The organism is Algoriphagus oliviformis (assembly GCF_017254915.1).
GTDB classification, from domain to species: domain Bacteria; phylum Bacteroidota; class Bacteroidia; order Cytophagales; family Cyclobacteriaceae; genus Algoriphagus; species Algoriphagus oliviformis.
This window is the reverse complement of the sequence record NZ_JAFKCT010000001.1, coordinates 161,602-186,306: the sequence shown is the minus strand read 5'-3', so window position 1 is coordinate 186,306 and position 24,705 is coordinate 161,602. Positions and strand designations below refer to the sequence as shown.

Below are 24,705 nucleotides of genomic sequence, written 5' to 3'. Positions count from 1 at the left end.
TACTTAAGATTTAACTTGCTCGCCGGTCTTGCCGAACCTTCTTTCGCGCTTTTGGTAGTCTTCGACTGCGGCATAGAGGTGTTCCATCCTGAAGTCCGGCCATAGCACCGGAGTAAAGTACAGTTCGGTGTAGGCTAGCTGCCAGAGGAGGAAGTTGCTGATCCGATACTCCCCGCTGGTGCGGATCATGAGCTCGGGATCGGGTATCCCGGCCGTGTTCAGGTGATCAGCGACAGTCTGCTGGGTGATGTCTTCGGGTTTCAGTTTTCCCTCGGAGATTTTTTGGGCAATGTGTTTGGTAGCTTGGGCGATTTCCCACCGGCCGCTGTAGCTGAGCGCCAGAAGTACGGTAATTCCGGTGTTGGTTTCGGTTTGCCTTTTGGCCTCTTCCAGCTTTTCTTGGGCCGAACGGGGAAGGCTCTCCACATCGCCGATAGAGATCAGGCGGACGTTGTTTTTCATCATCAGGGAGATCTCGTCGATGATGGTTTTGACCAAAAGCTCCATCAGGGCCTTTACTTCGTCCTGTGGGCGGGACCAATTCTCGGTGGAAAACGAAAATAGCGTCAGGTATTTTACCCCCAGGTTGTCTGCTCCTTCGATGGCATCCTTCACCGCTTGGATGGCGTGCCGGTGCCCGAAGATTCTCATGGCGCCTTTCTTCTTGGCCCATCGGCCATTGCCGTCCATGATGATTGCAATATGTTTGGGGATTTTGGTTAGGTCTAGTCTTTCCTTCATTCCAATGGATTGGGTACCTACTTTTTTGGAGGTACAAAAATGCTATTTCTTTTCCAATTATCAGGCCTAGCACTCAATTTATTAATAGGCGAAGCACTTTACATTGGAGATGGTATAGCTGATTGTAAGCCCCATGAAGTAGTACCAATCTTTGGTGTTGGGATTGCCAAAATTGATCCCATACGGTGGGATTTGTCCGGTGTTGGGATCGGCTGGAGGAGCATATCTCGGGATAGCCGGGAGGCTGCTGTCGATCTTGTCCAGGTAGTCGGTCATAGTCGGTCTGAAGCCCAGCTCCCCGGCCAAAGTCCATCGGTCGTTGAGCTTGTATTTTACGCCTCCGCCAAAGGGGATGACCACAGAACCGAGGTTGTATTTCTCCGAAGGCAGGTAAGCGTAGGTGTTGCCCTTCATCATGAAGTGCGCATATCCGAGCCCAAAGAAGGCGTAGGGAGACCAGCGAAACTCGGAGCTTTTCCCCAGGAAATCCAGGAAATTGAACTCCATCACCGCGCTGGCTTCGATCACCCCGCCACGGAATCTCCCATCCCTGACTCGGGCTGCCGGATCCAAGGGACGCAGGCTGTCCTCCGCCTGTAGGATGGAGGAGCTGATGGCTACCCTTAGGCTCCACACATTGTCAAAATTTCTCTTGCCAAACAACGTGCCTTGAAGTCCAATCTGACGGGGGTCAACTTTTCGGATAATATCCCCGGTGTACGTTCCGACGCCGAGGCCTCCACCTATCTCGTATTCCTGGGCATTGGCCGGGATCAAATACCCGGTCAAAACGAGGATAAAAACAAGTAAGTGTCTGATAATCTTAAAATTGACCTTTTTCAAGACGGTGCAAGTTATGAAGTACCCAACGTTTAAAAAACGTCGCTTGGTATTTAACGGGTTAATTAATGTTAACCCCTAATTGTACTCTTTTTAGTTTCTCATGTCAAGACCCCAGTTGAGCTTCTGCCTCAGGGTATCAAAGAAATGAAAGTGAGGCAATTTGACCAATTTTGCCGAAAACAGCTCTTTTTTCACGCTGAGTTTTACTTCCGAAGAGATGGAAGTGGAGCGGGAATCCAGTGAGATGAGGAATTTTTCAGACCGGCCCTCGATCTCAAAGCTGATCTCCGAATCGTCCGAGACGATGATCGGGCGCACGTTCAGATTGTGCGGACTGACGGGGGTGATCACAAAGCTCTTGGTCGTGGGGGTGATCAGTGGTCCTCCGCAGCTCAGGGAGTAGCCTGTCGATCCGGTAGGGGTCGAGACGATCAGTCCGTCCGCCCAGTAGGAGTTTAGGTACTTGCCGTCGATATACGTATGGACGGTGATCATCGAGGAGGTGTCGCGCTTGTGTATGGTGAATTCGTTCAGGGCAAAGTTGATCCCGTTGAACAGCCTGCGGCTACAGTCGAGGGAAATCAGCGAGCGGGATTCGATCTGGAAGTTGCCGCTGGCCAGGTTGTCGATGACCTCGCCGATCTGGTCCGTGGCTGCGGTGGCGAGAAAGCCCAGCCTGCCGGTATTCAAACCTAGAATGGGGATCTCCAGCTTGCCAACGAGACAAACAGCGTCCAGCAGGGTGCCATCTCCCCCGATGGTGATCATGAAGTCCGCCGACTCCAGGTCTTGTTCGTTTTCGATGAGCCAGTAGGTGAGGTGTTTGTTGCCGAGCATCTTCAGCGCCCGATCCATGGGCTCGGTCACCAGGATTTCGATCTGGTGGGCTTCAAGTTCCTGAAATAGTCGTTCGATGTGAAAAATGTATTCGGCTTTGAAGGAGAGGCCGTGCAAGGCTATTTTCATGTGATTAAAATTGTTTTGTAGCGGTCACATGGAATGCCTTACCTGATGTTTCATTGCGGGATTGGCTGTTGTCATAGGCATTTCATGCCTCAAATATCTAAAAATCTCAGCAAGTTACCGATTCGGTCTTCTTCTCCGCTGATGCCGGTCTCTTCCTGATAGTGGTCGATCACCCGGTAGCCGAAGCGCTCCAGGGTCGCCTTGACGTGCCTAAGCTCGGGCTTGTCAAGCTTAAGGGTCAGCTTGATCTTGTCGCTGTCCAGGGGGTCGTTGGTGATGAAGGAGCTGAGTATCTTGGTGTTTTCTGATTCCACCAGCCGGGAAATCTCCGAAAGGAGGTAGTCGGTCATGTTCATGGAAAGGATCAGCACACTCCCTTGGGATTTGATCGAGAGGCTGTCGGCAAAGGCCGCAATCGCATCCTCCATGGAGATCACGCCGAGGTAGCTGTTTTCCCGGTCCAGTACTGCCACGAGGTTGGATTGGTTTTCCGAGGCGACGCGCAGGACATCGTAGATGTGCTTGTCCGAGTACACCCAGCAAGCGCCCGCCTCCAGCTCGATGGTACCGATCAGCTGATCGGGGTCATTGAGCTCAAAGATCACCTCGTCGCCTATGAATCCCAAGAACCGGCCTTGGTCAGCCACGGGCAGGCAGTCGGTGCGGATCTCCTCCATCCAAGCCAAAGCCATCCCCGCGCGATCGCTGAGCTTCAGGGGTGGTATGAGACTGTTGATGAATTCGTAGGCTTGCATGGAAGAAATTTAGGAAATGAATTTAGAACTCAAAACGCTTTTCATCCTATTCTTGTTCCCTTTCGTCCCAAATCCGGGCAATTAGAGGCCGAGGTAGTTGGCCAGGATGCCCAGCCCGATTCCGGCTAGGATGATCATCGGTGAGGATATCTTGCTGAATTGCAGCAGGGAGTAGGTACCCAGGATGAAGAAGATATGCAGGGCATTTGCTTCGAGCGGTTCGAAGAGCAGGTAGGCTGCGGCGATGAGCATCCCGCAGGATACGGCATTGATCCCCTCAAGGGCTGCGCGCACGGGGCGGTAGAGCTTCAGCTGATCCCAAAAGCGGATCACAAAGAAAATCAGGAAGATTCCCGGAAGAAATATCCCCGCCGCAGAGACCAAGCCTCCTACCAAAAATCCGGTCAGCCCAAACTCCCGCATCGACAGAGCCCCCACGTAGGATGAGATGGAGAAAGTCGGCCCGGGTATGCCCTGGGAAATCGCATAGCCAGTAAGAAACTCCTCCGAACTCAGAAAATGCTTAAAGTCCACAAACTCCGTGTAGAGGTAGGGGACGAGCACTTGGCCTCCGCCAAAGATCAAGCTGCCGTTTCGGTAGAAGTTCTCAAAGAGCAAGATAGGCTGGTAGTTGGTGATCGCACCGGCTACCGCGGCCAGGATCAATACACCTCCCCAAAGATAGAAGTTAGCCCACTTGATCTCCAGGCTCTTGTCCTCTTCTGCCTTGGGTTGGTTTTTGTACTTGATGGAGGTGCTGAGTCCGCCGAGGACGAGCATCACGGGGAAGATGTAGGGGGAGCTGTAGAAGAAAGACACGAATGCCGAGATCAGCATCAGGATCATGGCTTCGGTACTTTTGACCATCTTGGAAATGGTCTTTTGCGCAGCAAAGATGATAAAGCCGATGGCCATGGGCTGGATAAACCTCGCAAAGCCCAGAGCGCCGGGGGTGTTTTCCTGCAAAAACTGGATCAAAACGGCCGTGGCCGTCATGAGCAGCGTGGCTGGAAGAATCCACACAAAGAGCGCCAGGTAGGCCAGGTTTGGGCCGCCTACTCGAAATCCGATGGCAGAGATCAGCTGGGTGGAGGAGGGGCCGGGAAGTATGTTGCAGAGGGCGTTGAGCTCCCAGAGCTCGTCCTCGGAGATGTAGGCCCGGTTTTTTACCATCCGCTCCAGCAGCATAGCCAAAAAAGCCTGGGGCCCTCCGAAAGCAGTCACGGAGAGCGCCAGGACATCTTTGAGAAATACATAGTATCGGACTTTGCGGACCGACATCTTACTTCTTCAATCCTAATTCGCGCAGTCTTTCATCAAGAAATTCTCCCGCGGTGGCATCCGCGAACTGTTTGGGGTGGTTTTCATCGACACAGCTGGGGAGGCAGGTGAGGTCCATTTCGGACCGTGGATGCATGAAGAAAGGGATAGAGTACCGGCTGGTGTGCATCAGTTCCCTTGGCGGGTTGACCACGCGGTGGATGGTGGACTTGAGCTTTTTGTTGGTCAGGCGCTCCAGCATGTCGCCCACATTGACCACGAGCTGGTCGGGGAGTGCCGTGATGGGGATCCACTTGCCGTCTTTTCGCAGTACCTGAAGGCCGTCTGCACTGGCCCCCATGAGCAGGGTGATCAGGTTGATGTCGCCGTGCTCGGCGGCACGTACCGCGTCTGCGGGCACTTCGTCGGGATTGTCGATGGGGAAGTAGTGGATCTGTCTCAGGATCGAGTTGCCGTAGGCGACCTTGTCCTCAAAGTAATCCTCCGGAAGCTCCAGGTTGATCGCAATCGCGCGAAGCATGGCTTTGCCGGCGTTCTCGAGGGTTTGGTAGGCTTCGATGGCGTCTTTTTGGAACTCGCTGATCTCAGCCGGCCAGAGGTTTTCGGGGTACTCGCCTTTTACCGTGTCCGTGTCGGGGATCAGGTCCAGCTCCTGTCCCACGTGATAAAACTCCTTCAGGTCTCCGGTGTTTCGTCCCTTGGCGTGCTCCTTGCCCTTGCCGGTGTAGCCGCGCTGATAGCCGATTTCCGGCTTTTCGTACTTCTTTTTTATGTCATCCGGCAGGGAAAAAAAAGCCTTGATCGAATGATAGAGCCTGTCTTGCAGGTCTTTGGACAGTCCGTGGTTTTTTACAGCCACAAAACCGATATTCTCGTAGGCTTCCCCCAGTTTCTTCACAAAAGCGGCTTTTTGCTCGGGAGTGCCGGAGGTAAAGTCCGCCAGATCCAGGCTTGGAATTTCATCAAAGAGGATGTCCATTTGTTTAGTGTTAAGATTTATGCACCGATATATTTCTTCAAAAATAAATATCTTTAGCCTCAATCTGGGTCGCCAAATGAAGAAAATCCTCCTTTTACCGATTTTGTTTTGCCTGCTGTGGATGGGCTGTGCTGAAGACAGGAAAAAGATAAACGAATCCGTGGTGGACGACTTCAAGGACTCCGTGGCTACGGATGCGGAAGCGCCGAAAGTGGCGTTTTATCAGTACGGTGACTCGGCAGCTTTTCCCGATGCGATCCTGGAGCTTCATACTCCCTTGGGAAACCAGGTTTTCCGTCCCGGAAAAGTACCTTTCGAGTTCAACAGCAAAAACTACCCTTTTGGCGAAGTGACCGGGGACAAGCCCAGGCTGCACATGATCCTAAACGGTGGCGATCCGGTCGGCTACTATTCCACCATTTTCCAGCGGGAGCTGACCGAGGGGACCTATCGTGTCGTGGGTTTTCTGGTGGATGACGAAGGCCATGCGCTCAAGAGTTTTGGCAACTACGTGGACCGGGACTTTATCGTGGGGGAATCGCGGCCTTTTCCCTATTCCGCCGAGCCCTATCTGGCGGTCAACCTGCCCCGAAATTCCCAAAACCTCGCCGTGGGTGAGGAGCTCGTGATCGATTTTTTGGTGCTGGGAGGAGATATGAAGCTGGACGGACTCAAAGTCCAAATCCAGGTCAATGACTACTCCTACGAGATCGACCACATGGCGCCGGTCCGCCTCACCAACCTGCCGAAAGGGGATTATCAGGTAAATGTGCGCCTCCTGTGGACTGGCGGCAAAGAGCTGGAGGGCCCATTCTCCATGGTCACCAAAACCGTCTATGTCCGATAAGTCCTTATCTTTGGACACCTAAATCAAGATTTCTTCATGCTTCTAGTCAACCAAATCCGGGAAAACTACGCCGGAATGCTAGCCGGCCTGCAAAAAAGGAACATCCACAATGCAGCCAATCTTCTACTTCAGGTCATTACACTGGACGACCAAAGAAAGTCCACGCAGACGCAGCGCGATCAGCTGCAGGCGGAAGCAAACACCATCTCGAAGCAGATCGGACAACTCATGAAGGAAGGAAAGGCGACCGAAGCCATCGCCATTCGGGAGCGTACCAGCGAGATCAAGGAGCAAATCAAGACCTTGGAGGAGCAGTATTCCAAAGTCGAGGAGGAGCTCAAGACGCTGCTCTATACCATTCCCAACGTACCCCACACCTCCGTCCCCGCAGGCAAATCCGCCGAGGACAATGAGGTGGTGTTGGAAAACGGAGCGACCCCAAGCCTCTTCGAAGGCAAGCTGCCGCACTGGGAGCTGATCAAAAAATACGACATCATCGACTTTGACTTGGGCGCGAAAATCTCCGGTGCTGGCTTTCCGGTTTACAAGGGGAAAGGTGCCCGTCTTCAGCGTGCGCTGATCAATTTCTTCTTGGACGAGGCATTGGCGCAGGGATTTACCGAAGTGCAACCTCCGATCTTGGTCAATGAGGAATCCGGCTACGGTACGGGCCAATTGCCGGACAAGGAAGGGCAGATGTACCACTCCACGGCAGACAACCTCTATTTGATCCCGACCGCAGAGGTGCCGATCACCAATCTCTATCGGGACGTGATCGTATCCGAGGCAGAGCTTCCGATCAAAAACGTAGGCTATACACCTTGCTTTCGTCGGGAGGCGGGTTCTTGGGGAGCACATGTCAGAGGCCTGAACCGCCTTCACCAGTTTGACAAAGTGGAGATCGTGCAGATCACGCATCCGGACAAATCCTACGAGGCGCTGGAGAGCATGAGCGCTTATGTGCAGGGTCTATTGCAAAAGCTGGAGCTACCCTATCGCGTGCTGAGACTCTGCGGAGGCGACATGGGCTTTACCTCTGCGCTGACTTACGACATGGAAGTGTACTCTGCCGCGCAGGAGCGCTGGCTGGAGGTGAGCTCCGTGTCAAATTTTGAGACCTACCAGACCAACCGTCTGAAGCTCAGATTCCGTGGGGAAGACAAGAAAACCCACCTGGCGCACTCGCTGAATGGGTCTGCCTTGGCTCTGCCGAGAATCGTGGCCTCCATCCTGGAAAACAACCAGACCCCGGACGGCATCCTCATGCCCAAGGTGCTCCACTCCTACCTCGGTTTTGACAGAATTTAGTTTGTCCCAAAGCAAGAGAGGGTATCATCACTTCCTTCATAGATCTATCGAGGGAAGTGGTGATGCCGTCACTGCGAGGCACGATGCAGTCTTTTTGAACAGGCCGAGGCTGGCATCAGCGTTCACCTAAGCCATTTGACTCTCACAAAGACTGCTTCGTCGTGCCTCCCTGCGGTGACCAAAAACGGGGCGGCGGTCCTAGGCCGCGCCGATAGCTTTTTCTCATCCCCGATAGAGTAAATCAATCCCTAATTTTTTCTGCCGCACGCAATCCGTTGCGGGTATTTTGTGGAGGCCTGTTTGTTTTAAAATGAGTGTCAAAACATCGGCTGGGTCGTTCATGACAGAATAATGTTCTGTTTTAGGGGTTTTTCAAAACCGCCAATGCAAGCTCCGTTTTTTTACAAATACCGAATCCATGGCTAGCTTTGTCCTATCAAATTTTCAACAAAACAAAGAAACATGGCATTAGTCGGAAAAAAGGCTCCAGCATTTTCGGTAGGAGCGGTAATCAACGGAGAAGAGATCGTAGAAAACTTCAGCTTGGCGCAGTACATCGGCCAGAAAAATGTGGTCCTGTTCTTCTATCCAAAAGATTTCACGTTTGTTTGCCCTACTGAGCTTCACGCTTTCCAGGCCAAATTGGCAGAATTTGAGAAAAGAGACACCGTCGTGATCGGCTGCTCTACAGATACCGAAGAGACTCACCTGGCTTGGTTGATGACTGCCAAGGGAGAAGGCGGGATCGAAGGTGTGACCTACCCGATCCTGGCTGACGCTGCTAAGACTATCTCCCTAAACTACGGAGTACTTGCTGGCGAATATTCTTTCGACGCTGAGTCCCGTCTGTGGTCTTTTGCAGGTGCGCCTGTGGCCTACAGAGGTACTTTCCTGATCGACAAGGAAGGCATCGTACGTCACGAGTCCATCAACGACCTTCCATTGGGAAGAAACATCGACGAATACCTGAGAATCGTAGACGCGCAGCTGCACGTGGAGAAGTTTGGCGAAGTATGTCCTGCCAACTGGGAGGAAGGAAAAGAAGCCATGCAGGCTACCAACGAAGGCGTTGCGAACTACTTGTCAAACAATTGATAGATCATGATTGAACTGACCGAAGATACCCTGCAGGAGCTGGTAGCGCAGCACGACCAAGTCGTGGTGCAGTACTCTGCCGGCTGGTGTGGCAACTGCCGCATCATGAAGCCCAAGTTCAAAAGACTGGCCGGAGAAAATGCCGGAGCAGTATTTGTCCTGGTTGACGCTGAGAAATTCCCCAATTCCCGAAAATTGGCCCAAGTGAACAACTTGCCGACTTTCGCCTCCTTCAAGGGCGGTCAGCTCCTCAACCAGATCCAAACCAACAAAGAAGACCAGCTAAAAGCTCTGATCCATGAAGTTGCCGGTAATTAAGACGATCCAGCGTAGCTGTACGCCAGAACAGATCGAGACGGCCTTGGAAGTCTTGGAGGTCATCTCCGAGGCACCTTCGCTGAAAGAGCCGGAGATCGACGTGATCGGAGAGCTGATCTCCAACCTTTGCGGCGCACTCGAAGTACACGAAATGGTCGCTGAGGGAATGTCGGAAAAGGACGCCGGAAACGCCTTCATGAAGAAGGTCCTCGGCTCGATCGACAGATGATTAATTTAGTGTTAGGGTTTATTAAAAAGGAAAAGGAGTCCCGGTTGGGATTCCTTTTTTGTTTTTGGATTCGGTAAACCCTTAGTCCAGGATTTCGCCGACATGGCGCTGGATATTTTTTGACAGCTTTTCCATGGGGAGGTCGTTTTCATCGTCGCCAAAAGGCTCCTCGATCTCCTCAGCGATCAGCTCCAGGCTGGCCAGCACGTAAAAAACAAAGGCCACGATGGGTGCCGCAAAATACCCCAGCATATAGGCATAGCCTATGGGAAGCGTGAGGGTATAGAGCATGATGAATTTTTTGATGAATGAGCTGTAGCTGTAGGGGATGGGTGTGTTTTTGATCCGCTCGCAGGCGCCGCAGATGTCGGTAAGCGCAGACACTTCCCCATTGAGCACGATCAGCTGGTCGCCGGTGATTTTTCGCTCTCCGTAGAGATGGTTGATCCGGGAAAAAAGCCCCTTGGCAATCTGGTTGGGAACGTGCAGTTCTGGGCTTAGCTTGGTCGGAAGCCCCTTGATCTCCCCGTCGTGGAGGCTGTACTCGGTGGCTTTGGACTGGAGGTGGTCCTTTAGCGCAAAGGCGTAGATGGGGATGGCCCGACTGAAAAACCTTCTGTTTTCCTCGTCCTGGGTATCGACCATGCCGGCGATCTTAATCGCAAAGTTACGGCTGTTGTTGACCAGCTGCCCCCAGAGCTTCCTTCCTTCCCACCAGCGGTCGTAGGCGGTGTTGGTGCGAAACACGAGCAGCATGGAAATCACAAAGCTCAGCAGGCTGTGCATTTGGGGGAGATTTCTCACCCAGCTGTCCGCGGTGACTTTGAAGTAGTGGATTTCCAGATAGGTCACTCCCAGCGAGTAGACAAAGATGATTAGTATCAAAGGGGCGAGCTTGCGGATGGTGTCAGACTTGGACACCATGAAGACAAACTGTGCCCAATCCTTGTTGTTGTAGACCTTCATGGAGTGGCGTAAAAATACTGGTGAATTCTATCCATCAGAGGGGTGCTTTTGGCGCGCTAGCTCGGCTGCGGCAGACAGTGTTCGGTGAATCTCCAACACCTGCGGAATGAGGAGCTTGTTGTCGGAGTTTTTGATCACAAAGTCTGCCTTTTCGTTTTTTTCCTCGTCCGGCATCTGTTGGTCGATGATGTGGTTGACCTGGGATTCGCTGCGATGTGGGTCGCGCATCAGGATTCTGGCGATTCGGATTTTCAGGGGAGAGCTGACGTTGATTATCTTGTCCAGCTCGCGGTAGGAGCCTGTTTCAAAAAGGAGGGCTGCTTCTTTCAAAACGTAGGGAGCGTTCTGGTTTTCGGCCCATCCATGAAAGTCTCGACCCACCGCAGGATGGACGAGTGCATTGATTTGCTTGACCTTTTCGGGGTCTGAAAATACTTTCTCAGCCAAAAAAGCCCGGTTGAGGCTCCCGTCTTCCAGGTAGCTCTCCAGCCCAAATGTAGCGCTGATTTGCCCTTTCAAAGCCGCGTCGTTGGCCATGAGCCATTTGGCACGGTCGTCGGCCGAGTAGATGGGGATGCCGAGGATGTGGAAAATTCGGCCCACGGTGGACTTGCCCGAGCCGATTCCACCGGTGATGCCGATCCGGAGCGGGCGGGACTTACTCATATTTCAACCTGACATGAGAGGGTTCGACCTTCATTTCCTTGATATAGCTCGGGTTGGGCCTTACTACGATCGCGATGGTGCTGTCCTCTCGGTTGCGCTTGGAGTAGTCCAAGACGGCCTCAAACTCCATGTCCTTCAGCTCTGTGACCTTGCTGCCATCGACCAGGTAAGAGATCACGGGAGTAAGCTCCTCGTTTTCGAGGGTTACGGTTTTCGGGAAGTTGACCTTTCGCAGCTTCAGGCGCTTGTTTCCTTCCAAAAATTGGATGACGGTGAAGCTGACTTCTACGCTTGCGTCTTGGAGGGTGAGTACCTCGGAGAGTTCCTTGGGTATTCTGAGCGGAACCGACTCGTTGAAGTTTTCCCCGATGCGCTTGGCGTTGAGAGAAATGGGGAATCGCCCACCGAATGAATCCAAGACAGAGGAAGGGCCGCTGAGCGAGATCTGTTTGGGATCGAAGGAGATCTCTCCCTCGATTACCACGTTTTTGGCCATCGTATAGCTGGTGGTGTCCAGCACGGGATCCAGCTTTCTGGTTTGGATCTGATCAATGCGAAAAGCAAGCGAATCCTCCAGCATGCCGATCAGGACGGTCGGGGTGATGAAATCGCCCAGGGGACGCTTGAGGTCAGAGGTGAGGATGAAATTTTTGGTCGCGGGCTCGGCGAGGTTGATGACAAACGGGGGCTCGTTGAGCTTGAAATATTTGCGCAGCAGATCCCAGCCATTCCCGGAGATTTGGATGGGTACGCTTTCGGGGAGGGGCTGGATAGCCATGTACTTTTCCCCGTCAAAGTCCCACTCGATGGGGTAGTCCACGATGGTGGTGTAGTTGTCCTTGTTGAGGGCATTTAAAATCCAAAAAGTGGTAGCCGCTGCGATGCAGAGGACTACCACTTTCAGATTGGAGAGTTTTTTGGAAGAAATCCTTCCGGAGGACTTTTTATGTTCCGCCAAAGCTCAATTTATTTGGATGGGGTGGATTTCTTCGAGAAATCAAGGGAAATGGCCGACTTCTCTACCTTCACCTTCAGCCCGCGGTCCAGCTCCAGCTGCACGGTGTCTCCGTCCACACTGTAGATTTTGCCGTGGAGGCCTCCGATGGTGACTACGTCGTCCCCTTTTTTGATCTCCTCGATGAATTTTTTGGTTTCCTTTTGTTTCTTCTGCTGCGGTCTGATCATAAAGAAATACATGATCAAGATGATGGATCCAAACAGAAACACTTGTCCAAGGATCCCCCCGCCACCTGCTGCGGCCTGTGCTAATACGGTATTGATCATGATTATCGCTTCAATGGACCTGCAGGAGCCTCAGCGCCGGCCAATTTTGGAGTTACCGAGCCCTTCATTCTCAGTCGGGTCACGGTTGGGTTGGTGTTTGCCTGGATGGTGACGGTCGGAGCCTGGGCGCCGGACTTGGCCGTGGAGTTGAAGACCACTTTCACAAATCCCTTCTCGCCTGGGTTGATCGGAGTCTTGGTCCAGTCAGGGCTGGTACAGCCGCAGGAAGCGGTGATGTTGGAGATGATCAGGGGAGCCTGGCCATTGTTGGTGAAATCGAAGACGTGCTCTACTACCTTGCCTTCGTTGATGTTGCCAAAGTCATATTCCATCTCTGCAAACTCAAATTGACCCAAGGTGCTGGGGTCAGCGGTGGTAGCAGACTGGGCATTAACTGGAGTCACGGCAGTATTGCTGGTCTCCAACTGGGCGATTTTGTCCTCTAGCGCCTTGATTTTAGCCGCCTGGTCGTCTTTTTGCGAGCAGGAGCTGGCCAAAACCAAAGCCAGCGCAAATGCGCTAAGCAATTTGATTTTCATAATTAGTTATTCCCTTGGTTAATTTGATCGATTAATTTATTGACGTCGTTCAGCAGGTTTTCAGCCTTATTTTTGGCTTCGGTGATCACGCGCTTGCCCTCGGTCTTGGCTTCGTTGAGATGAAGTTCTTTGCCCTCCACGAGTTCGTTGATGAGCTCTTCCAGCTCCTTCTTGTATTTGGAAAGCTTGAAGGTAAGCTTGTCACGCGTATTTGCGCCAGTGTCGGGGGCAAACAGAATGCCCAGTGCCGCGCCGACGCCGGCACCCAAGGCGAATGCGAATAGGGTGTTGCTGCTCTTGCTCATAGTTCTCTTATTTATTGTCCAGAAGTCCTCGACCACTCTTACGGATTTGGCCGCTGTCGGTTAATTCTTTTGCCAAAACATCCAACAGTCCGTTCACAAACTGCTTGCTTTTCGGCGTGCTGTAGGTTTTGGAGATGTCAATGTACTCATTGATACTGACTTTCACCGGGATGCTGGGGAAATGTTTCATCTCGGCGATGGCCATGGAAATGATGATCTTGTCCGTAAAGGCCAGTCGGTCAATGTCCCAGTTTTTGGTTTTTTGGGCGATGAGGGCCTTGCTCATGCCCTCGTTTTCGATGGTGAAGTTAAATATATTTTGAAAAAACTCTTTATCCTCGTCCCAGTTGATGGCGATCTCCGGCAGCTGGTCGCCCTCGGATTCCTCGCTGCCCGCAGCGTTTTTCAGCACTTTGGAAGCCAGGCTGCGGACGACGGATTTGTTTTCGGTCCAGTTGAGGTCTTTTTCGGAGAAGTAGGTCAGGATCACCTCGTTTTTGAAAATGATCTTCTTCAGGAGATCGTCTGCCGCTTCAAAATCCTGCTCGATTGTCGGCTCGGTGATCTTCAGGTACTCCTGGTAGGTCTCTGACGGCTTGACATAGTCCCTAAACCACTCCCGGATCTCCAGCTCGAGATCGTCCAGATCGACGTTGTTTCGCGCCACGGCTGCACGGTAAGTGTCCGATTCACGGATGTTTCGAAGGACTTGGTTGTTGACCAGGTTTAGCTCGTTGCCAAAGGCGACGGGGCTTTCCCCGGACAGTTTTTTCTTTTTTTCGAGGTCTTTGGCCACGTGCTTCGCAAAAGCCTGCAGCAGCTCGATGGCCAAAAGATAGAGCTGTGGTATCCGCTCGGCGGAGGTGATCATGTTTCTAAGCATGAAGTCTCGGTCCTTTTCGTTGGCCGTGCGAAACTGCTTCAGGGCCAGGAGGACTACCTGCTTGATCTTTGGCTTGGCGTCCGAGGATTTGAGCAGGCCGTCGGTTTCGAGATTTTGTTCAAAAAGTTTGACGGCCTCCTCGGCGTCGCGGGTCAGGGCAGGCTTGTCCTGCACTTCCATGCTGTTGAGATCCGGCAAAAAAGACTCCCGGATGAAGTCTTTGGCAATATTGAGGTTGGATCCTTTGCATTGTTCGAAGGCATAGAGGTTTTGAAACGCCTTGACTCTGAGGATTCTTCTGTTTAGCATATAGGTAGTAAAAGAGCCGTAAATATAGGGAATTTTAGATGGGGTACGGGCATTTGGAAGGTGACAAAAAAACCACCGGCAGCACGCTGCCGGTGGTTTTTTTGGATTGGGGAGCTGGTTTTAGAAAGAAAGCTTCACTCTTCCCATCGCCTCGATTCGTGCTTTGGCCACGTCGATGGCAGCCTGCTGGGCTGCGATGTTTTCTTTCTCCGATTTTTCCAGGATGGTGAGACAGGTGTCATAGATCTTTTCCGTTTGGGAGAAAACGGTCTCTCTATGGTAGTCGCCGAAGTACTCCGCACCCACGTTGATCACGCCGCCTGCATTGATCAGGAAGTCAGGCGCATAGACGATTCCCTTGTCCATGAGAATCCTGCCGTGCTTGCCCTCGTCCTTGAGCTGGTTGTTTGCCCCGCCTGCCACCACGGCGCATTTCAGTCGGTCGATCGTCTCGTCGTTGATCGTCGCGCCGAGCGCACAGGGTGCATAGATGTCCATAGGCAGGTCGTAGATCACATTGGGGTCGACCACAGTCGCTCCGGTAGCCTTGGAGATTTCCCGCAGTTTGTCTTCGAAAATGTCGGTGATGAGGATCTCTGCGCCTTCTTTGACCAGATACTCGATCAGGTATTTGCCGACTTGGCCGACTCCCTGAACGCCGATTTTCTTTCCGGCCAAGGAGTCGGAGCCAAAGGCCTTTTTAGCGGCGGCTTTGATGCCCATGTACACGCCGTAGGCAGTCACGGGAGAGGGGTCGCCGGCACCGCCCTTGAGCTGCGGAAGTCCGGTCACGTGGCGGGTTTCCATCGCGATGTACTCCATGTCCGAAGTCTTCATGTTTACATCTTCGGCGGTCACATATCTTCCCCCGAGGCTTTCGACAAACCGGCCGAAACGTCTCAGGAAAGCTTCGTTCTTTAGTTTGGGGTCACCGATGATCACCGCCTTGCCGCCGCCGAGGTTGAGGCCGGCGAGGGAGTTTTTGAAAGTCATCCCCCTGGAAAGTCTCAGCACATCTGTGATGGCGTCTGCATCAGAGGCATAGGGCCACATTCGGGTGCCGCCCAGCGCAGGGCCCAGGGTGGTGTTGTGGATGCCGATGAGCGCCTTCAGGCCTGTAGCTTGGTCATGACATACGACCAGCTGCTCGTGATCCATGGTGCTGATCTGTCCAAATATGGACCCTTCCCGCACTGTTTCGGTTGCATTAATCTCTAACATGTGAACTTAGCTTTTTAGAATATGTTATATTTGGGTTGTAGCCTCCGGAAAGGGCTGATACAAAATTAAATACTTTTATCAGCCAACAAAGGAATTGCTTCCGTAGTTTCTGTAACTCAATATTCGAATTAAAAATTTTTATTTGGTGAAGCCGCTTTGGAGAATCAATAAGTATTTATACAAATACAAGGGCTTGCTGCTGCTGGGGATAGTATTTACCGTGATCTCCAACATCTTCGTAATTATCCCTGCGCAGCTGGTGAGGATTGCCATAGATTATGTGGTGGAGAGTTTTTCGCTGTATCGTCCTCTGATGCAGGGAGGTATGGGCGAAATTGCCCGAGAAATTTTTCTGGAGTACGTCTTCATTTTTGGGATTTTGATCCTGGTGATGGCCTTGCTGCGGGGCTTTTTTCTCTTCCTTATCCGGCAGACCATCATCATCATGTCCAGGAGGGTGGAGTACGACATGAAAAACGAGATCTTTGAGCACTACCAGGATTTGCCGCTGAGCTTCTACCGAAAGAACAGCACCGGGGATCTGATGGCCAGGATCACCGAGGACGTGAGCCGCGTGAGGATGTACCTCGGTCCGGCGATCATGTATGGGCTAAACTTGCTCATCCTTTTTCCTCTCGTGATTTTTTACATGATCTCGGTCAATGCAGAGCTTACCCTTTACTCCTTGCTGCCTTTGCCTATCCTCTCGGTGAGTATCTATTTTGTCAACAACCTGATCAATGAGCGCTCGGAGAAAATCCAAAGGAGTCTCTCCGGACTCAGCACATTTGTCCAGGAGGCTTTTTCCGGCATCCGTGTGCTCAAGGCCTTTGTGCGGGAGGAAGATTCCGCCCGCAACTTTGCGGAAGCCAGCGAAGAGTACAAACACAAGTCCATCGAGCTGACCCGGGTCAATGCGCTGTTTTTTCCGCTGATCATGGCCTTGGTAGGCATCTCCACGATCATCACCGTCTATGTGGGCGGCATCATGGTGATCGAGGGCGAGATCGGCTACGGGGTGATCGCGGAGTTTATCCTCTATGTGAACATCCTCACTTGGCCGGTGACCTCGCTGGGCTGGGTGACCAGCATCGTGCAGCGGGCGGCTGCCTCGCAGACGCGCATCAACGAGTTTTTGGATGTGCGCAATGACCTCGTGAGCACGGAGAATCTCGAAGCCGATTTTGCCGGAGCGATCCAGGTCAAGGACCTGACTTTCGTCTATCCCGACTCGGGGATCAAAGCGCTGGATCAGGTGTCGTTTGAGATCAAAGCGGGACAGACCCTGGGGATCATCGGCACGACGGGCTCCGGGAAGTCCACGATTGCCAACCTCCTGATGCGCATGTATGATCCGACTTCCGGGCAGCTGTGCATCGATGGGGTGGACATCCGCCGCTACGACATTTCGGATCTGAGGAAGCAGATCGGCTTTGTGCCCCAGGACGTATTCCTGTTTTCCGATACCATTTCCAACAACATCGCTTTTGGGCTGGATCGTCCGGATCAGGTTTTGATCGAGAAGGCTGCCAAAGATGCCGACGTGTACCAAAACATCGTCGATTTCCCCAAGGGCTTTGAGACGATGCTGGGCGAGCGGGGGATCACCCTGTCCGGTGGGCAAAAGCAGCGCGTCTCCATCGCCCGGGCTATCGCCAAGGAGCCGAGAATCCTCATCCTCGACGACTGCCTCTCCGCGGTGGATACCAAGACCGAAAACTCGATCCTGACCGCACTGAAGCGCATCATGGAAAACCGCACCTCGGTCATCATTTCCCACCGCGTGTCGTCGGCCAAGCTGGCTGACCATATCATCGTGCTCTCGGACGGCAAGATCATAGAGCGGGGCGACCACGACTCCCTGATGGATCAAAAAGGCGTGTATGCCGAGCTCTATGAGAAGCAGACCCAGTCGGGTGAGCCGATAGACGGGTGATTTTTGTCAAAGGGTGCTGGTTTTCAAGTTTTTCTCCTAACTTGAAATACGCAACAGATCACTTTTGGCCATGACAAAGAAGAAATCTACAACCCAGGATATCGAGGAAGTTCTCCAGGAAATCGGAAACAAAATCGAGGAGCTCGTCCAGAAAGGAGCCGAAGCCGGCGCCGATGTCAAAGAGGAGATCGAGCAAAAAATCAAAGACCTAAAGGAAAACAAGACCAGCCTAGAAGAGGAGCTGCGCAAAGGCAAGGAAATGCTGGAGCGTGAATTCAATGAAAAAAAGAAGGAGATGGAGCCCAAAATCCAAGAGTCCAAAGGATTCCTCAAGGAAGGTTTTCGACAGCTTGGAATGGCCTTTAAGGCGCTTTTTGGCAAGAAAAAGTAGGTAGCGGGCGAGCGCCTGTCTTTAGTCGAAACAGCCCCACAAAAAATCCCCGAATATCAAGTGTGAGATATTCGGGGATTTTTTGTGGGCGAAACTGGGCCTAGTTGCCCTGCAGCACGTCGCAGCGGTCGTAGGTAGGATCGATGTCGATGAAGACGTCCTCCTTCGCAGTGATAAACCAGCTGCCGAGAATGTCATCTTCTTTTCGCCGCAGCGCCGCCGCCTTCATTTTTTCGTAGTCATCTTCGAGGTTCGCTCGGTGGGCAGGATATTTCGCGTGGTAGTACAAAATTCTGACTTTGGTGCCTTCACGTGGATCTTCGAATCGGATGGGTTTGGTCATCTTGCCGACCTGCATCGTATCGATGGTGAAATAGAGTACCGGATCTTCGAGGGTTCTCAAAGAGAGTCTGTTTGAGTTGGTTGCCGGATCGGTGAAAAAACCTCCATGATCAGACGTGGCCCGGTCTTCGGAATACTCTTTCGCAGCCTTGGCAAACTCGATCTTGCCCGCTTCGATTTCCTTTTTGAGGCTGTCCAAATATCTTTCAGCTTTTAAAAGATCCTCTTCGGTGGCCTTTGGAATCCGGAGAATGTGTCGGGTATTATAGGTGCTGCCTTTGATCTCTAGAAGCTGGATCATGTGAAAGCCAAACTGAGTCTCCACCGGATCGCTGATCTCGCCCTGTCTGAGTCCCAAAGCGGTAGCCTCAAACTCGGGAGCCAACTCCCCTCTTCTGTAAAAACCCAAATCACCACCCTGTGCGCCAGACCCTGGGTCCTCAGAATACCGTTTGGCCAGATCGGCAAAATCGGCCTTTCCATCCAAGATATCCTGCTTGAACTGGGTCAGTTGCGCGACGATCTCGTCCCTGACTTTGGCATTCACTTCCGGTTTTTTTACGATTTGGCCGACTGTGGCTTCGGAGGTGAAGAGCGGCAGGGAGTCCTTGGGGATGCTGTTGAAGAACGCCCGCACGTCTGCTGGGGACACGGTCAGACCTTCGGTGATTTTTCCTCTCATCTTGGTCACGATCATCTGCTCTCGGATCACGTCCTCGAGCTCAGCCTTGAGCTGCTCGGCGGTCTTGCCATAGACCTGTACCAGCATGCTCTCGTCTCCGCCAAACTGCTGCAGAACGGCATTGAAGCGGTTTTCTGTCTGGAGCATGACCTCTGCGTCTGTCACGATGACCGAGTCGATCTCGGCCTTAGCCACCATCAGCTTGTTGATCATGAGGCTTTCGAAAACGTTGCAGCGGGTAGGGGCTTCCATGCCTTGCTGGGCCTGTGCCAAAGCCTCGATGTAGGTCTGCTGGACATCCGACTCCAGGATGATGTTGTTGTCCACCTTGGCGACGATTTTATCCAAGACCTGGCCCGTAGGGGCTTCTTGGGCCAGAGTTTGGCCCAAAGCCATCGCGCCCACAAGGCTGAGAATAAGTCGGTTTAGAAATTTCATGGGTGTTGGTAACCTTTTGTTTCCACAGCTGTGGAGTTTTGTTTATTGATTCAGAGCCAGAAAAGCCTCCTCTTTTACCTGGGGGTTGATCTGGATGGGGTATTTGCTTTTGAGGGAATCCGTCAGGCTCTGGTCGAGGTATTCCTGATAGTCACGGATCACGAGGCCTCTTGACTCCTCGAATTTTCTGGGGCCAGCCGGGATTTTTTGCCCAGTCAGCACCAGGTAGAGGCTGCCATCGACCTCGATCTCCTGATAGGAAAGCTGGGGATCGATCTTCGAGAGCACGGGATGCTCGGCATATTCATACACGCCGGATTCTGTGTGGTAAGCGAGGGTGGCGTTGGTCTGGTAGTCCGCCTCAAAGCTCTGGATCAGGCTCTGGTCATAGCCGTTGCCTTGGAGCTTTTTGCGTGCGTTTTCAGCCTGAGTCGGATCGAGGACTTTCACCAAAAAGGCTTCAATCCTGTTTTGCCATTGGTAGTTGTCCAGGTTTTTGCGGAAAAATTCCGCCTGACCGAGGGAATCGGTGATGCCTTTCTCCCACACCTCTTGGTTCATGAGCGAAAACAGCAAGATGCCGTCCCGGTATTCCTTCAGGAGCATCTGGTATTCCTTGTTGTTGGATTCGATGTCCTTCTCCTCAGTTTGTGCGAGGATCTCGGCCGAGAAGCGGTCAAACCAGACATCAAAGGTGCCTCCGGTAAACTTGGCGCTGATCTCCTCTCCATCCATGTAGGCGATGAGGTCAGAGAGCAGGTAGGTTCTGCCCTGGAGGGTAAAGAGCGGCGCCTTGTCGAGGGACTGGCTGCTGGCTGCGGCGGCAAAGTTTTCCTTGGAGGATGAGTTGAGTGCCTGAGCGAGACGACCCACGGAGGCTTCGTCTTCCTTATAACCATAGCGGGCCTTTTGGATTGCCACCACCTGCGACTGGATCATGCCGGACCGGGAGTCGCGGAGGATTCTGGAGCGGATGTTTTCCTCCATCTCTTCAAAGGAATCGATGGGCTTCTTTTCTTCCAGCCTCAAGATATGATAGCCATACTGGGTTTTGAGCGGAGGGGACACTTCGCCGATCTCGGAGAGGGAAAAGGCGCCCATCTCAAATTCCGGGATCATGCTTCCCACGCCAAACCACGGTAGGAGTCCTCCCCGCTGGTTGGTAGCGGGATCTTCCGAGTAGGTTTTGACGATGTCTTCCCACACGGTGTTTTCCTTTTGGATTTCGGTGTAGATGTCGGCGATTTTCCTTCGGGCATTTTCCTCGGCGGTGGGATTTTTTGCATCAAAGCGTACCAAGATATGGGACACTCTCACCTGACCCGGGTTGGGCTGGCGGTCTTGCACTTTGATGATATGGTAGCCAAAGCTGGTCAGGACTGGGTCGGAGACTTGGCCGGCCTGCAGCGTGTAGGCGGCGTCTTCAAAAGGCTGCACCATCTGCAATCCGGTGAAATACCCCAAGTCGCCCTTGTTGACTTTGGCGGAAGGGTCGTCCGAATATTGGACGGCCAGTTCGTTGATATCGCCGCCGTTTTCGATTTCGCCTTTTACCTTCAGGGCCATCTTCAGGACTATGAGGCTGTCCTCGGTGCTGGCATTGGGGGGAAACTGAAAGAGGATGTGGCTGGCGCGGACGACCTCCTGCATGCGGGAGTAGGCCTTGCGCAGCTCTCCTTCTTCCAGGGAGTTTTTGATCAGATAGGGGTAGATGAGGGTTTCTTTGAAAGAGGCGAATTCCCGCGCAAACTCCTCGGTTTTCTCCAATCCCATCGCTTCCGCCTCGCGGACTTTGAGCTTGTAGTTGATGAAAAGCTCCAGGTTTTCCTCGAATTCCTCCCTGCTGATGCCGGGAGTCTTGGCATCCGTGCTTATGCCTTTGGAGATGAGATACACGAGTTCATCCTTGTCCACAGGTTTCCCGCCCACGGTCAGGAGCGCGTCGCCATTGGTCTGGGCGAAGGCTGAGAGGGGGAAATGGAGCAAGAATGCAATTTGGAGGGTGACTACAAATGCCGAAACTGTTCGGTGATTCATGTACTGGATAGCCGATTTACAATGCAATGTTACAAATTTATCAGTAATTCGGGGTGAATGCCCTATAGCTGGGGCATTTAACCAAAATTAGGATCGAAACCATTTGATCAGGCGGCAGGTGTTGGTGCCGTTTTTAGACTCAAATTCGATCTCGTCCATGATCTTCTTAACCAAAATGATGCCTAAGCCGCCTTTTCGCTTTTCCACCATGACCTTTTTGAGGTCGGGCACCTCATAGTCCAGGATGTTGAAAGCCTCGCCTTGGTCGGAAATCTCAAAAATCAGCTTTTTGTCGGAGTCTTTTATTTCCAGCTGGATGATGTCCTTGGGGTTGCATCCGTGGGAGTGGATGATGAGGTTGGCACAGACCTCTTCCACGGCCAGGGTGACCTGGTGCTTCTCGATTTCGTCCAGGGTGGCGCTGCCCAGCGCCTGCTGGAGAAATGCCCTCAGTTCCGAAAGTGCCGAAGTCTGGCAGGATATGTCCAGTCTGTACATCATTTTATACTGCGAATGCCGCTGCCCGATCGGGGAAGATGGGGATCAATTGGTCCAAGCCCAAGATGCGAAACACCTCAAAGACCCGGGGAGCCAGGTCACAGATCTTCATACTGATGCCCTGATCCTGAAAGTCCTCCAGGTAGGACATGAATACCCCCAGTCCAGCAGAGGAGATGTAGTCCAGGTTTTTGCCGTCGATGAGGATGGATTTGGTGCCGGAGGCGACGATTTCCTGAATGGCCTCGTCCAGAATGACGGAGTTGCTGGCATCCACTTCTCCGTACAGGCTCAGGATTTCGATTTCGTTTTCTTGTGATTTTTCCAGACGCAGCATGGCTTGGGGTTCTTTACGCTAAAGGGTTTGGGTTGTCGGTTGCTGAAACTTCACGACCATCATGGAATAGTCGTCTTCGATCATGCCGTCTCCACCTACAAAGACGTGAAGCGCATCGATAAGTTGGTTTTGGATTTCTTTTGGAGTCTTGTCATGGTGGATTTCCACCAAGCTTTTGATCCGCTCGAAGCCAAACTGTTGCCCCTTCTGGTTTTTGGCTTCCACGATTCCGTCTGTGATCAAAACCAGGATGTCTCCAGGCTCATAGGTGAAGGTTTTCTCCTGAACGTGATTTTCGTACTGCCGGTTTCTCAAAATTCCCAAACCGAGTCCGTCGAAAAACAAATACTCCGATTTTGCCTCCTTCGCCTGGTAGCGCAATGTGGGGATGTGGCCCGCCCGAGCATGGCAGATCCGGCGCTCCGCAATATCGATCTGGAAAATCGAAGCCGTGATAAAATGGTTCCTTTCCAGGCATTTTCCCAGCGCAGCATTGGCCCGGATCATAAACTGCGCCGGGCTGAGGTCGAGCTGGATGAGGCTTTGGAAGACGCCCTTCATCTGCGCCATGTGGAAAGCCGCGGAGGTACCCTTGCCCGAGACGTCACCGATGATCAGGACGTAGCGGTTTTCGTCCACCTTGTACGTGTCATAGTAATCCCCGCCTACCTCGTCGGCCGCGTTGGAAAAGGCACAGATGTCAAACTGATCCGGATGGTCAAGCTGGGCCGGAAGCAGGGCTTTCTGTACGCGCTGGGCGATCTTGAGCTCTTCCTGATAGCGCTCGTTTTGGATGGCTTGGTTGAGTAGACGGTGGTTTTCCACCGAGATGCAGGCCTGCCGCACAAAGGTGCTGATGATGTTGACCATCTCTTTGTTGAAGCCGTCGCGGACTTCCTTGCACAGCACCATCCGGCCGATGGCGACCTTGTTGATCACGAGCGGAACCAAAAGCGTGGACTCGTACCGGGGATGGTCCAAGCGGATCAGCAGGGGCTGCAGCATCTCCGGTCGGTCGGTGGAGGCCCAGCCCACGGCCGCTTTTTGGTTTTTGATGAGTTCGGAGAGTTCCTCCTTCGTCGGTTCGTCCAGGAACCGCAGCTGGTTGATGCCTTCGGTTTGCCCATCGGGGCTGATTTCTATCCAAGCCCCGTCGGCATAGGAGGCGCTCATGCAGCTGTCCAGTAGGATGTCGAGCACCTGCTCTTCGTTGTCGTCGGGCTGGATGGACTGGCTGAGGCGCTGGAAGTTGATGGCCTCCGTGAGCTTTTGCTCAAATACCGATGAGGTGGGGAGGTTGAACAGCGTGACCAAAAAACTGAAAAGCGCGTAGGTGAAGATGAAGCCAAAAAGGGCCATCAGAAACAGGTTGTCCGTCAGGTTGACCTGATAGGCCTCCGCAGCACTGTAGGCCAGCATCCTTCGGAAGAGGTAAACGGTGCAGATCAGCAGGAAGAACAAAAAGAGGAGCGACTTCCATTTTTCCTTGAAAGTCAGGTAAGGAATCCACTTCAGGTTGCCGGACAGCACGACGGTGATCACGAAGAGGATCACCATGGCAAAGAGGAAGCTGTAGTCGAAGTTGTTTTTGTTGAAAAACACGAAGAACATCGCCAAGAGCATGGCAAACTCAAAGGTCTGCCACTGCTTGACTACCTGCTTGTTTTTCTGGTAAAGAATGAGATGCTTCCACAGCAGGGCCGAGGAGATCAGGAAGATCGTCGTCAGGGCGAAGTTGACGTGGTAGAAGAAGTTTTTCAGAAAGGGCTCTGTGGCCAGCTTGCTGTCGCCCATGGAGATGTAGAAAAGCTCCGTGAGCAAGGCCACGCCCGTGGCGAAAATCCCCGTGGAGGAAGCCCGCCAGAGCAGGTTCAGAAAGTCGCTCTGGATGTTTTTCCCCACGGAATAGTTGTAAAAACCGTAGAGTGTGAAAAAAAACAGGATCTCCAGTATCCAGGTGATCTCATCGGAGATGCCGGAGTCCATCTCGTTGATCATCCCAAAGAGCCGCACCAGATCCACAAACAGCAGCGCCAGCCACACCAGGATGGCGAGGAGGAGACTGAGTTTGCCGATATGGATGGAAGGTAGCTTGACCATCGGAATGATTTCGCAATAATACTCAAACTGGACTAATCCTTCCCAGAATGGTCGGTATCAGTCAGCAGAGGCTAGTTAAAAATTGTAAAGAAGCGATCAAAGGCAAATCAGCTCTTCCACCACGCCCTTGCCTACTTTTTCCTCGATCAGGGCGAGGACTTTGGAGCGGTTGAGCATCAGTTCCTTCTTGATCGGCCCGGAGCTGAGCTTCACAAAAAGCTTTTTGTCCTTGACAAAGACAGAAGAAGTGCGGTCGGCGATGGTACGCCCCACGATCTCGCCCCAGCTGCTGACCAGCTGCTTTTCCTTAAACTTGTCCTCCAGCCTGTAGGCTTTCAGCAGCTCGTTGAAGGCGGCTTCGAGCGGTGCGGTTTCTTTTTTTCTGCCTGGATTTGAATTGTAGCTCATG

General features: G+C 52.6%; 27 protein-coding genes. 7 read left to right on the top strand and 20 right to left on the bottom strand.

The window, feature by feature from the left end:
* Positions 1–3 precede the first annotated feature (3 nt).
* From uppS to J0A68_RS00845, 6 genes are all read right to left on the bottom strand, one after another.
* Complete coding sequence (uppS, locus tag J0A68_RS00870) at positions 4–741, bottom strand: undecaprenyl pyrophosphate synthase (RefSeq protein ID WP_206576289.1); 738 nt, start codon at positions 739–741, stop codon at positions 4–6.
* A gap of 81 nt (positions 742–822) precedes the next feature.
* Positions 823–1,584 carry a type IX secretion system protein PorG gene (gene porG / locus J0A68_RS00865; RefSeq protein ID WP_206576288.1) on the bottom strand — a complete coding sequence of 254 codons (762 nt, stop codon included), beginning with the start codon at positions 1,582–1,584 and terminating at the stop codon, positions 823–825.
* A gap of 90 nt (positions 1,585–1,674) precedes the next feature.
* Complete coding sequence (locus J0A68_RS00860; RefSeq protein WP_206576287.1) at positions 1,675–2,550, bottom strand: NAD kinase; 876 nt, start codon at positions 2,548–2,550, stop codon at positions 1,675–1,677.
* Between the two features lie 89 nt (positions 2,551–2,639).
* Positions 2,640–3,305 carry a CBS domain-containing protein gene (locus J0A68_RS00855; protein ID WP_206576286.1) on the bottom strand — a complete coding sequence of 222 codons (666 nt, stop codon included), beginning with the start codon at positions 3,303–3,305 and terminating at the stop codon, positions 2,640–2,642.
* An 81-nt stretch (positions 3,306–3,386) separates the two neighbouring features.
* A complete protein-coding gene (gene chrA / locus J0A68_RS00850; protein ID WP_206576285.1) occupies positions 3,387–4,586 on the bottom strand; it encodes a chromate efflux transporter in 1,200 nt (399 codons plus the stop codon).
* A 1-nt stretch (position 4,587) separates the two neighbouring features.
* Positions 4,588–5,565 carry an isopenicillin N synthase family dioxygenase gene (locus tag J0A68_RS00845; protein WP_206576284.1) on the bottom strand — a complete coding sequence of 326 codons (978 nt, stop codon included), beginning with the start codon at positions 5,563–5,565 and terminating at the stop codon, positions 4,588–4,590.
* Between the two features lie 76 nt (positions 5,566–5,641).
* Here J0A68_RS00845 and J0A68_RS00840 point away from each other — a divergent pair, with 76 nt between their 5' ends.
* The 5 genes from J0A68_RS00840 (at position 5,642) to J0A68_RS00820 (ending at position 9,362) form a co-directional block, all read left to right on the top strand.
* Positions 5,642–6,412 carry a hypothetical protein gene (locus J0A68_RS00840; RefSeq protein ID WP_206576283.1) on the top strand — a complete coding sequence of 257 codons (771 nt, stop codon included), beginning with the start codon at positions 5,642–5,644 and terminating at the stop codon, positions 6,410–6,412.
* Positions 6,413–6,448: 36 nt separating this feature from the next.
* Positions 6,449–7,720, top strand: a complete 1,272-nt coding sequence (gene serS / locus J0A68_RS00835; protein ID WP_206576282.1) for a serine--tRNA ligase — start codon at positions 6,449–6,451, stop codon at positions 7,718–7,720.
* A 462-nt stretch (positions 7,721–8,182) separates the two neighbouring features.
* The gene (locus tag J0A68_RS00830) at positions 8,183–8,815 is read left to right on the top strand and encodes a peroxiredoxin (RefSeq protein WP_206576281.1); all 633 of its coding nucleotides are present in this window, start codon (positions 8,183–8,185) and stop codon (positions 8,813–8,815) included.
* A 6-nt stretch (positions 8,816–8,821) separates the two neighbouring features.
* Positions 8,822–9,133 carry a thioredoxin family protein gene (locus J0A68_RS00825; RefSeq protein WP_236021316.1) on the top strand — a complete coding sequence of 104 codons (312 nt, stop codon included), beginning with the start codon at positions 8,822–8,824 and terminating at the stop codon, positions 9,131–9,133.
* The gene (locus J0A68_RS00820) at positions 9,114–9,362 is read left to right on the top strand and encodes a DUF6952 family protein (protein ID WP_206576280.1); all 249 of its coding nucleotides are present in this window, start codon (positions 9,114–9,116) and stop codon (positions 9,360–9,362) included. The genes J0A68_RS00825 and J0A68_RS00820 overlap by 20 nt, the downstream gene beginning before the upstream one ends.
* An 81-nt stretch (positions 9,363–9,443) precedes the next feature.
* On the opposite strand, the gene J0A68_RS00815 is transcribed toward J0A68_RS00820, so the two are convergent.
* From J0A68_RS00815 to J0A68_RS00780, 8 genes are all read right to left on the bottom strand, one after another.
* Positions 9,444–10,328 (bottom strand): bestrophin family protein, encoded by an 885-nt coding sequence (locus tag J0A68_RS00815; RefSeq protein WP_206576279.1) that lies wholly within the window; start codon positions 10,326–10,328, stop codon positions 9,444–9,446.
* A 27-nt stretch (positions 10,329–10,355) separates the two neighbouring features.
* Positions 10,356–10,994: a dephospho-CoA kinase gene (coaE, locus tag J0A68_RS00810; RefSeq protein ID WP_206576278.1), complete on the bottom strand. Its 639-nt coding sequence runs from the start codon at positions 10,992–10,994 to the stop codon at positions 10,356–10,358.
* The gene (locus J0A68_RS00805; protein WP_206576277.1) at positions 10,987–11,952 is read right to left on the bottom strand and encodes a YbbR-like domain-containing protein; all 966 of its coding nucleotides are present in this window, start codon (positions 11,950–11,952) and stop codon (positions 10,987–10,989) included. Before J0A68_RS00805 ends, coaE begins: the two co-directional genes overlap by 8 nt.
* A gap of 8 nt (positions 11,953–11,960) precedes the next feature.
* Complete coding sequence (gene yajC, locus J0A68_RS00800) at positions 11,961–12,278, bottom strand: preprotein translocase subunit YajC (protein WP_206576276.1); 318 nt, start codon at positions 12,276–12,278, stop codon at positions 11,961–11,963.
* Positions 12,279–12,280: 2 nt separating this feature from the next.
* Complete coding sequence (locus J0A68_RS00795) at positions 12,281–12,817, bottom strand: DUF1573 domain-containing protein (RefSeq protein WP_206576275.1); 537 nt, start codon at positions 12,815–12,817, stop codon at positions 12,281–12,283.
* A gap of 2 nt (positions 12,818–12,819) precedes the next feature.
* The gene (locus J0A68_RS00790) at positions 12,820–13,122 is read right to left on the bottom strand and encodes a YtxH domain-containing protein (protein ID WP_206576274.1); all 303 of its coding nucleotides are present in this window, start codon (positions 13,120–13,122) and stop codon (positions 12,820–12,822) included.
* A gap of 7 nt (positions 13,123–13,129) precedes the next feature.
* A complete protein-coding gene (nusB, locus tag J0A68_RS00785; protein WP_206576273.1) occupies positions 13,130–14,314 on the bottom strand; it encodes a transcription antitermination factor NusB in 1,185 nt (394 codons plus the stop codon).
* 120 nt (positions 14,315–14,434) lie between these two features.
* Positions 14,435–15,535: a Glu/Leu/Phe/Val dehydrogenase dimerization domain-containing protein gene (locus tag J0A68_RS00780; RefSeq protein WP_206576272.1), complete on the bottom strand. Its 1,101-nt coding sequence runs from the start codon at positions 15,533–15,535 to the stop codon at positions 14,435–14,437.
* A gap of 145 nt (positions 15,536–15,680) precedes the next feature.
* Here J0A68_RS00780 and J0A68_RS00775 point away from each other — a divergent pair, with 145 nt between their 5' ends.
* Both J0A68_RS00775 and J0A68_RS00770 read left to right on the top strand, forming a co-directional pair.
* Positions 15,681–17,471 carry an ABC transporter ATP-binding protein gene (locus tag J0A68_RS00775; protein ID WP_206576271.1) on the top strand — a complete coding sequence of 597 codons (1,791 nt, stop codon included), beginning with the start codon at positions 15,681–15,683 and terminating at the stop codon, positions 17,469–17,471.
* 70 nt (positions 17,472–17,541) lie between these two features.
* Positions 17,542–17,862: a hypothetical protein gene (locus J0A68_RS00770; RefSeq protein WP_206576270.1), complete on the top strand. Its 321-nt coding sequence runs from the start codon at positions 17,542–17,544 to the stop codon at positions 17,860–17,862.
* Between the two features lie 100 nt (positions 17,863–17,962).
* Here J0A68_RS00770 and J0A68_RS00765 read toward each other — a convergent pair whose 3' ends face one another.
* The 6 genes from J0A68_RS00765 to J0A68_RS00740 all read right to left on the bottom strand — a co-directional run bounded on the left by J0A68_RS00765 (position 17,963) and on the right by J0A68_RS00740 (position 24,704).
* The gene (locus J0A68_RS00765; RefSeq protein ID WP_206576269.1) at positions 17,963–19,324 is read right to left on the bottom strand and encodes a peptidylprolyl isomerase; all 1,362 of its coding nucleotides are present in this window, start codon (positions 19,322–19,324) and stop codon (positions 17,963–17,965) included.
* Between the two features lie 42 nt (positions 19,325–19,366).
* Positions 19,367–21,361 (bottom strand): peptidylprolyl isomerase, encoded by a 1,995-nt coding sequence (locus J0A68_RS00760; protein WP_206576268.1) that lies wholly within the window; start codon positions 21,359–21,361, stop codon positions 19,367–19,369.
* A gap of 87 nt (positions 21,362–21,448) precedes the next feature.
* On the bottom strand, positions 21,449–21,862 hold the full coding sequence (locus J0A68_RS00755; protein ID WP_206576267.1) for an ATP-binding protein: 414 nt from the start codon (positions 21,860–21,862) through the stop codon (positions 21,449–21,451).
* Position 21,863: 1 nt separating this feature from the next.
* Positions 21,864–22,196 carry an STAS domain-containing protein gene (locus J0A68_RS00750; protein ID WP_206576266.1) on the bottom strand — a complete coding sequence of 111 codons (333 nt, stop codon included), beginning with the start codon at positions 22,194–22,196 and terminating at the stop codon, positions 21,864–21,866.
* 18 nt (positions 22,197–22,214) lie between these two features.
* Positions 22,215–24,296: a GAF domain-containing SpoIIE family protein phosphatase gene (locus J0A68_RS00745; protein WP_206576265.1), complete on the bottom strand. Its 2,082-nt coding sequence runs from the start codon at positions 24,294–24,296 to the stop codon at positions 22,215–22,217.
* Between the two features lie 96 nt (positions 24,297–24,392).
* Positions 24,393–24,704, bottom strand: coding sequence for a DciA family protein (locus tag J0A68_RS00740; protein ID WP_206576264.1), 312 nt, complete (start codon positions 24,702–24,704; stop codon positions 24,393–24,395).
* Position 24,705 lies beyond the last annotated feature (1 nt).

Bases quoted from the DNA above. Each gene is read 5' to 3' on its own strand.
- uppS (WP_206576289.1), bottom strand. From the start codon at position 741: ATGAAGGAAAGACTAGACCTAACCAAAATCCCCAAACATATTGCAATC.
- J0A68_RS00860 (WP_206576287.1), bottom strand. From the start codon at position 2,550: ATGAAAATAGCCTTGCACGGCCTCTCCTTCAAAGCCGAATACATTTTT.
- J0A68_RS00855 (WP_206576286.1), bottom strand. From the start codon at position 3,305: ATGCAAGCCTACGAATTCATCAACAGTCTCATACCACCCCTGAAGCTC.
- chrA (WP_206576285.1), bottom strand. From the start codon at position 4,586: ATGTCGGTCCGCAAAGTCCGATACTATGTATTTCTCAAAGATGTCCTG.
- J0A68_RS00845 (WP_206576284.1), bottom strand. From the start codon at position 5,565: ATGGACATCCTCTTTGATGAAATTCCAAGCCTGGATCTGGCGGACTTT.
- J0A68_RS00840 (WP_206576283.1), top strand. From the start codon at position 5,642: ATGAAGAAAATCCTCCTTTTACCGATTTTGTTTTGCCTGCTGTGGATG.
- serS (WP_206576282.1), top strand. From the start codon at position 6,449: ATGCTTCTAGTCAACCAAATCCGGGAAAACTACGCCGGAATGCTAGCC.
- J0A68_RS00830 (WP_206576281.1), top strand. From the start codon at position 8,183: ATGGCATTAGTCGGAAAAAAGGCTCCAGCATTTTCGGTAGGAGCGGTA.
- J0A68_RS00825 (WP_236021316.1), top strand. From the start codon at position 8,822: ATGATTGAACTGACCGAAGATACCCTGCAGGAGCTGGTAGCGCAGCAC.
- J0A68_RS00820 (WP_206576280.1), top strand. From the start codon at position 9,114: ATGAAGTTGCCGGTAATTAAGACGATCCAGCGTAGCTGTACGCCAGAA.
- J0A68_RS00815 (WP_206576279.1), bottom strand. From the start codon at position 10,328: ATGAAGGTCTACAACAACAAGGATTGGGCACAGTTTGTCTTCATGGTG.
- coaE (WP_206576278.1), bottom strand. From the start codon at position 10,994: ATGAGTAAGTCCCGCCCGCTCCGGATCGGCATCACCGGTGGAATCGGC.
- yajC (WP_206576276.1), bottom strand. From the start codon at position 12,278: ATGATCAATACCGTATTAGCACAGGCCGCAGCAGGTGGCGGGGGGATC.
- J0A68_RS00795 (WP_206576275.1), bottom strand. From the start codon at position 12,817: ATGAAAATCAAATTGCTTAGCGCATTTGCGCTGGCTTTGGTTTTGGCC.
- J0A68_RS00790 (WP_206576274.1), bottom strand. From the start codon at position 13,122: ATGAGCAAGAGCAGCAACACCCTATTCGCATTCGCCTTGGGTGCCGGC.
- nusB (WP_206576273.1), bottom strand. From the start codon at position 14,314: ATGCTAAACAGAAGAATCCTCAGAGTCAAGGCGTTTCAAAACCTCTAT.
- J0A68_RS00780 (WP_206576272.1), bottom strand. From the start codon at position 15,535: ATGTTAGAGATTAATGCAACCGAAACAGTGCGGGAAGGGTCCATATTT.
- J0A68_RS00770 (WP_206576270.1), top strand. From the start codon at position 17,542: ATGACAAAGAAGAAATCTACAACCCAGGATATCGAGGAAGTTCTCCAG.
- J0A68_RS00765 (WP_206576269.1), bottom strand. From the start codon at position 19,324: ATGAAATTTCTAAACCGACTTATTCTCAGCCTTGTGGGCGCGATGGCT.
- J0A68_RS00760 (WP_206576268.1), bottom strand. From the start codon at position 21,361: ATGAATCACCGAACAGTTTCGGCATTTGTAGTCACCCTCCAAATTGCA.
- J0A68_RS00755 (WP_206576267.1), bottom strand. From the start codon at position 21,862: ATGATGTACAGACTGGACATATCCTGCCAGACTTCGGCACTTTCGGAA.
- J0A68_RS00750 (WP_206576266.1), bottom strand. From the start codon at position 22,196: ATGCTGCGTCTGGAAAAATCACAAGAAAACGAAATCGAAATCCTGAGC.
- J0A68_RS00745 (WP_206576265.1), bottom strand. From the start codon at position 24,296: ATGGTCAAGCTACCTTCCATCCATATCGGCAAACTCAGTCTCCTCCTC.
- J0A68_RS00740 (WP_206576264.1), bottom strand. From the start codon at position 24,704: ATGAGCTACAATTCAAATCCAGGCAGAAAAAAAGAAACCGCACCGCTC.